Source organism: Streptococcus lishijunsis (assembly GCF_047290665.1).
Classification (GTDB): Bacteria; Bacillota; Bacilli; order Lactobacillales; family Streptococcaceae; genus Streptococcus.
This window is the reverse complement of sequence record NZ_JBLBUC010000034.1, coordinates 1-7521: the sequence shown is the minus strand read 5'-3', so window position 1 is coordinate 7521 and position 7521 is coordinate 1. Positions and strand designations below refer to the sequence as shown.

The 7521-nt window shown below is 41.1% G+C and carries 5 protein-coding genes and 1 CRISPR repeat array; of the genes, 2 read left to right on the top strand and 3 right to left on the bottom strand.

All coding sequences use genetic code 11. The features are described from left to right. Positions 1 to 144: 144 nt before the first annotated feature. From ACLN19_RS08745 to ACLN19_RS08730, 3 genes are all read right to left on the bottom strand, one after another. A complete protein-coding gene (locus ACLN19_RS08745; RefSeq protein WP_413385434.1) occupies positions 145 to 1593 on the bottom strand; it encodes an alpha-amylase in 1449 nt (482 codons plus the stop codon). Between the two features lie 349 nt (positions 1594 to 1942). Next, a CRISPR array of direct repeats spans positions 1943 to 2374; the repeat unit is 36 nt; unit sequence GTTTTAGAGCTATGTTGTTTCGAATGGTTCCTAAGC. 788 nt (positions 2375 to 3162) lie between these two features. Beyond that, positions 3163 to 4377 carry a tRNA uracil 4-sulfurtransferase ThiI gene (gene thiI, locus ACLN19_RS08735; protein ID WP_413385431.1) on the bottom strand — a complete coding sequence of 405 codons (1215 nt, stop codon included), beginning with the start codon at positions 4375 to 4377 and terminating at the stop codon, positions 3163 to 3165. A 1-nt stretch (position 4378) separates the two neighbouring features. Continuing rightward, complete coding sequence (locus tag ACLN19_RS08730; protein ID WP_413385428.1) at positions 4379 to 5524, bottom strand: cysteine desulfurase family protein; 1146 nt, start codon at positions 5522 to 5524, stop codon at positions 4379 to 4381. A gap of 189 nt (positions 5525 to 5713) precedes the next feature. Here ACLN19_RS08730 and ACLN19_RS08725 point away from each other — a divergent pair, with 189 nt between their 5' ends. Then, a complete protein-coding gene (locus ACLN19_RS08725; RefSeq protein ID WP_413385425.1) occupies positions 5714 to 6163 on the top strand; it encodes a DUF6556 family protein in 450 nt (149 codons plus the stop codon). Positions 6164 to 6222: 59 nt separating this feature from the next. Continuing rightward, positions 6223 to 7497 (top strand): bifunctional folylpolyglutamate synthase/dihydrofolate synthase, encoded by a 1275-nt coding sequence (locus tag ACLN19_RS08720; protein WP_413385422.1) that lies wholly within the window; start codon positions 6223 to 6225, stop codon positions 7495 to 7497. Positions 7498 to 7521 lie beyond the last annotated feature (24 nt).

Genomic DNA, 7521 nt, shown 5'->3' with positions numbered 1-7521 from the left:
CATCACTTAAGAAAAACACTTTATAAAATGTGTACAGAAAAGTGTTGCCTTTTCATATGATTATGATGTTATATTCACTATACCCCATTCTAAAGATACCCACTAGGTGATTTTGTCATGCTTTGAGATGACAAATGTCATCTTCTAATCCTTTTTAGACCAGACGCTAAGGCTTTTTTCCCCTACTGGAAATGTCGCCCAACCATCTGCTTCAATTATGATAGCGTCATCACGAGAGCTCATCAGATCATAAAAAACCTGATTAGCCCACTGGCTACCGATATAAAGACGCTTACTCGTTTCTTGGGCGTTATTTACAACAACTGCTAAGGGAGCGTTTACCTCCCCTCTACGTACCCATGCAATACAATGAGGGTCATCAAAATAATCTTCTTGAGCGCCATAAGCCAGATGTTTGCGAGCGAACAAGAGCTTATCTAAACTCTCTTTAAAGCTTTCTTGAGCATACTGTCCAGAAATACCATGATAATCCCCATAAAAAACACAAGGAAGCCCATCTTGGCGTAGCAAAATCAACGCATAAGCTAGAGGTTTGAACCAATCAGCTACACTTGACTCCAAGGCTTGTCCTCTTTGCGTATCATGATTATCCACAAAAGTGACTGCCTTATCAGGAAAGGCTTGCACTAAGGTACCCTCAAAAATCTGACGTAAATCATAAGAATCACCAGCCTCACCTGCTTCATACAGATTGTAGTGCAGGCGTGTATCAATCAAGTCAAATCGAAAATGGGTCTGCTCCAAATAATGACGATTGTCCTCTAAATCACTATTCCAATATTCGCCAAAGACATAAAAATCATCCCCATAGCGCTCCTTGATTTGCCTGATAAAATGATTCATAAAAAAGGAGTCAATGTGCTTTACCGCATCTAAACGAAAGCCCTCAACACCAGTCGTATCAATATACCACTTAGCCCATTCACGTAGATTGTCAACAACCTCTGGATGCTTAAAATCAAGGTCAGCATACATAAGATAATCATAATTCCCATTTTCATTATCAACCAAATCATCTAGGGCCCACCCTTTATTGTCGCCTTGTATCTGATAAATGCCACTGCGCCCTCTTTTAGCATCATAATCTGTCCCTGTAAAATGATACCAATGCCACTCAAAGTCATTATAGTGCTTTTGGCGCCCTGAAAAGCTAAATCGTGTCCACCCATCTATCTCAAATGGATCGCTCAAGACTTTGGTGCGATCGTCACTATCGACCTCAACTACCCAAAAACGCTCCAAGCCATCAGCGGCGGCTTTGTGATTTAAAACCACATCAGCAATAGGCGAAATGCCACACGCTTTCAATCTTGCAATCAATGCCAGATAGTGATCTTTAAAACCATACTTAGTCCGCACTGTCCCTTTTTGGTCAAACTCACCCAAGTCAAACAAATCATAAATACCATAACCCACATCATCACTGCTAGTTGCCTTACAAGCAGGCGGCAACCATAGCTTTGTAATCCCTAGCTCTGCTAGATGTGGCGCTTCTTCCGTCAAACGCTCCCAGTGGCTCCCGTCTGCAGCTAAGTACCACTCAAACCCTTGCATCAATGTCTCATTTACCATATGATCTCCTTTTTTCATCACCTTTAGTCTTCATAGTGATTATACCACATATGCAATCGGTTGCACAATCTTTTTAGCAAGCAAGAAAAAAAGCACCGAATCGGTGCGCAAAATGTGAACGGATAAACCTTATTTTAACTCACTATGTTATTTCGAATAGTTCCTATAAGCTTGTTATAGCTTATCTTAATGATAAGGTCAACTTATTAGTTTAAAAAAGACTCAAATAAAGGGCTATATTATTGACTTTAAATGTGCTATAATAGCCTTATTAAGGGGCTATTTGAGGCAAGCATCTGACTAGGATGAATAGTGCGATTACGAAATCTCAAGAAAAAACATCTACGAGGTTTTAGAGCTATGTTGTTTCGAATGGTTCCTAAGCCGTCAGTTAAAACTAACTTAAACATAGGTTGTTTTAGAGCTATGTTGTTTCGAATGGTTCCTAAGCCAAATTCTTCATTAAATATTTCTTCACAAAGTTTTAGAGCTATGTTGTTTCGAATGGTTCCTAAGCCGTCTAAAATTCAAACGGCTTCTAGGCAAGGTTTTAGAGCTATGTTGTTTCGAATGGTTCCTAAGCGGGGCTGTTTGAGTCTATTTTAGAAGATGTGTTTTAGAGCTATGTTGTTTCGAATGGTTCCTAAGCATCTCATATCTCTATATATCCGATTGACTTGTTTTAGAGCTATGTTGTTTCGAATGGTTCCTAAGCTAAAGACATTCAGTGCTAAAGATGATAATTGTTTTAGAGCTATGTTGTTTCGAATGGTTCCTAAGCACAATGATTTAGGGATATAGACTTTGGGGAAGAGATCTTTTCAGGATTTTAAAACTGTATTATAGACAGCATAAAAGGACATGCTATATGGATAGAGATGACCGATGGGACTAAAATCAAAAGTAAGAGAAGGAAAAGAACGTCTGAGTGTTTACTCCTCTTATAGTGGACAGTGAAAAACAAAACTTCACTGGAAGCTATAAGGGGAGTTTTCGTATGTCCACCCTTTATTGAAGACAAGCTAAAAATCGTCCCATTCTATCTAAAATTCTCTCAAGTAAGAAAGAACGAAAAAGAAGGTCATCAGAGTCTAAAAAATCGTCGTGGGAAAGGTTTAGCTAGTCAGTCTAGCCTGTCAAGTGAGGAGCAACTTCGCTTAAAAGTGAAACAAGTGAAAGAAGGCAACCGTCTTTTAGCAATAGAGAATGCTCTCTTAAAAAAGTTGGACGAGAGCCCTCAGTGTCAACGTAGAAGATAGTCGCTCACTGACTCACGAGCGTCTTGCACAAAGACAACACCATATCCCAGCTTGGGAAGTGTATTGATAATGTGCCGATTGAGAGCTTCTTTAGGCGTTTTAAAATGGAGCGCTATCACTGAGAAAGGAGGAGACCTTTGAAGAACTTGATGACTATATCTATTTTTACAATTACAAACGCTTTCAAAAGCGCAACAAGAAAACTAAAAAGGTATGCTCCCTAATGATAAGGGAGTCATACCTTCTAAGAAGCTAACTTTTTTACTGTTCATTTTATCTGGGGCTGACACTTAGCCTGCTTTTTTGCTCTCTAAAGCAAGTCTTCAATCAAATGATCAAGATTATCCTTCTCTAGCTCGGGCTTAATCTCTGTGATCATAATACCTGCCACAGCTCGCTCTACCAACCCTTCCACATCAAGACGTGCTTCATACTGCTCGACATTTTTAATCTTAGGATTCGTTTTAGGGCGATCAGGTGCAAAAATTGTGCAACAATCTTCAAACGGTTGGATAGATAAATTAAACGTATCAATTTTTTGGGCAATATCTATAATTTCCAGCTTATCCATAGTCACTACTGGACGGATAACAGGCGTATTGGTTACCGCATTGATAGCCTGCATAGACTCCAAAGTCTGACTAGCTACTTGCCCAAGGCTCTCACCATTGATAATCACAAGTCCAGAGCGTTCTTGTCGGATACGATCTGTAATACGCATCATAAAACGACGCGTCAAAGTCATCAAGTAAGCTTCAGGCGCCTTAGCCTTGATTTCTTCTTGAATCTCTGTAAAAGGAACTTCGATAAACTGGATATTCCCTGCAAATCGTGTCAATTTACGCGTCAAATCTTGGGCTTTTTTCAAAGCACCTGGACTAGTATAAGGTGGACTAGCAAAATGCACCGCCTCAATATTAACACCACGCTTGAGGGCGAGATAGCCTGCGACAGGTGAGTCAATCCCTCCAGACAACATCAGCATCCCACGGCCTGCTGTCCCCACAGGAAGTCCTCCTGCGCCTTTGATTTGCTCGTAAGAAAGGTAAGCCGCCTCATCACGCACTTCGATGGTTAAATTGATCTCAGGAGATTTCATCTGTGCTTTTATCTCTGGTAAGACCTCAAAGACAGCACTTCCCATCACTTGGTTGAGCTCACGACTATCTAGCTCAAACTGATGGTCACTGCGTTTTGCGGTAATCTTAAAGGTCATCCCTTCATGATAAATGCTTGTCATGATGTCTTGCACAGCTTTTTTGATGGCCTCAACAGTCTTATCCACCTTATAGACAGGTGAAAAAGCTTGGATCCCAAAAATCTCTTTTAGAGACTCCGCAACAGGCTCATAAGCCGTCCCATTGAGATAGACATGGGCTCTATCTCTATCTGCTTGCACGCTCACCTCAGGATAAATCGAGAGAACATTTTTAATGGTATTTTTTAGGGTATTGATAAAACGCATACGGTTTTTTCCCTTAGTAGAGAGCTCACCATAGCGTACCATAATTTCAGAATACTGCATATCAACCTCTGACTTTCTTTGTTTTATCATAAATATGTTTGAAAATAGTGAGAAATTGCTCAACTTGGCTCATATCATTGTCATCATCTAAACTAATACGAATGGCACTTTGAGCTTCTTTAGGTGAAATCCCCATGGCAATTAGAGTCCCTGCTGGTTTGCCCGCTTTTGAAGAGCAAGCAGACGTCGTCGAGACATAGATATCATGCTCTTCAAAAGCATGAACCATCACCTCACCACGCACACCTCTCAGCCCAAAGGTGATGATATTTGGGGAAAAGTCCTCTTTGCCAGAAAACAACAGGATATCTTCGTAACGGCTAAGCCCATCTAATAAGCTATCACGCATGGCTAATAAACGCGCTACTTTCCCTTTTTCATCTGAGAAAGTCATTCTCAGTGCACGCGCTGTTGCCGCAATCCCTGCGACATTTTCAGTTGTCGAGCGTAGTCGTTGCTCTTGGCCTCCACCTGTCAATAACGACTCAAGGCGTCTGCCATCTTTTTTATAAAGAATACCGACACCACGAACACCGTGAAACTTATGACTTGAAAACGAAGCCAAATCCACACGCTCTGTCAGATAGCTCGCTACAGGTATCTTACTAATCGCCTGCACAGCATCGACATGAAAGGTAATGGTCGGCTTATCAGCTAACAACTCTGAGATAGTCTCAATAGGCTGAATAGCTCCGATTTCATTGTTAACTGCCATAACAGATACCAAAATCGTGTCTGGTCGCAATAGTTCAGCCAGTTTTGCCACATCTACGATACCTTGTGAATTAACAGGTGCCACATCAATATCAAACCCATGTTCACCAAGCCAAGCAGCCGATTCCTTTACCGCTGGGTGTTCAATAGCTGAGATGATGATATGTTTACCATAGCGCTCTTTTTCAAAGGCAGTGCCTTTAAGCGCCCAATTGTCACTTTCTGTTCCTCCAGAGGTAAAATACACCTCACTAGGCAATACTCCTAATAAATCAGCTATCTGCCTGCGACTCGCTTCCACTATCCGACTAGAGCTGTCTCCCAGACGATGAAGACTAGAAGGATTGCCAAAAATCTTAGTGGATACTTCTTGAAAAGTCTTTAGCACATCACCATAAGGCTTCGTTGTTGCTGCATTATCAAAATAAATCATATCACTTATGTCCTCAAAAAGAAGTCTCTTTCTTTACAATCTTTACTATTATAACAAATTCTTTGATAATGGTCAGTAAGAGAGATACAGTTTTTGGTCGCTTTTTTCAAGATAAAATCATATAATGACAGTAGTGGGGATTTTTCGCCCTCTACTACGATGAATCTTAGCTAAAAGGAGGCTTTCTTTATGTCAGAACATTATTCAAGACAAGAAAAGCATCAGAATCAACCAAAAACAACAGCCAAAAATCCAACCAAACATATCAAAACAGGCTTTTCAGCACTGCAAAAAACAGTTGCCCTACTAGCCAGTATTTTTAGTATCATTGTCGCAAGTATCACTATCAATAATGCCTTAAATGGCTCCAAAAATCAGTCTTCCACTGACCAATCAACGACTAAAACGACCGTAGTCATCAAAGAAAAAGACGCAACGTCTGCTGGCGCCAATACCGATACGACAACAAGCACCAATGATACTGTCATCCAAAATGACAACACCCAAGCTTATGATACTACTGACACCTCGACTGCAAGCAGTGAGGCGACAACTAGCCAAACGAGCAGTGAAGAAGCAACATCAAGTAACCTTGATACCCCAACTGAGTCTGAAAGTACTGTGACAAGTACCCCATAACCAGCCCCTAGCCGATTGAATTTTTCAGTCGGCTTTCTCACATAAAGAAAGGAAATAAGATGGATACCTTAGCTTGGATTCATTCGCATAAGGCAAATGGACGACGTCCCAATCACGACCGCATGGCTTTTTTATTAGAACAACTAGGCAATCCGCAAGACAACGTCCCTCTTGTCCATGTCGTAGGGACTAATGGTAAAGGCTCTACAACTGCTTATCTCCAAGCATTGTTGAGCGCTAGTGGCTATCGTTGTGGTACCTTTACCTCTCCTTATATCACCTCATTTAACGAACGGATAGCTATTGATAAGAAACCTATAGCCGACCAAGATCTTGAGGCTATCTGTCTAAAGATAAAGCCACTTCTTAAGGATCTTCCGCATCATCTTGGTCGTATTACCGAGTTTGAATTGGTTACGCTTATCATGTTTTGCTATTTTAAGCAAGAAAGACCTGATATGGCTATTATCGAAGCTGGTGTCGGTGGGCTAGAGGATGCTACCAACTGTTTTCATGCCTTAGCCGTCATCTGTCCTTCTATCAGTTATGATCATATGGATACCTTAGGAGAGCATTTAAGCGATATCGCTAAACACAAGGCTGGTGTCTTAACAGATAAAGAGCCTGTCTTTGTCGGAGAGCTAAACCAAGACGCTCTAGAAGTCTTTTATCATAAAGCACATAAAACCCACTCTCCCCTCTATCGGATTCACCATGACTTTTATCTCCATAGCCAAGGCAATGACTTTTATGTCGAAAACAAGAACCTTCTGTTAGGCCCTATTTGCTTAGCTATGCAAGGCTATCACCAACAAATCAATGCTTGCTTAGCCATTCAGACAGCCCTGTACCTAAAGGCTCAATTTCCTCTCTTGGACCCTCAACGTTTTGCTGCTATTTTAAAGCCTGTCACACTTTACGGGCGTAGCGAGTGGCTTTTAGATAATCTAATGATTGATGGGGCTCACAATCCTTCTGGAATGGACAGTTTACTGCAAAGCCTTGAGCAGGAAAAACGCCCCTGTCACTTCTTAGTCGCTGGCTTAAAGCGAAAACCGATCACACCCCTTCTCAACCAGTTAAACGCCTACCACGTCTCTGTTACTAGCTTTCCTTTTTACGAGGCAAGAGCGCTAGACGACTATCCAGATAACTACCCTAGACTAGATAGTCTCAACGACTGGTTTTTACAAGCTAAACGCCACCCTGAAAAGTGCTATGTTGTCACTGGTTCACTCTATTTTATCTCTTATGTCAGAGAAGCTTTCTTCAACTGGCAAGAAGAACTTAAAAACACCCACTCTTTGATATACTCCCCTTATAGTGGACAGTGAAAAAACAAAAATTCACTAGAAGCT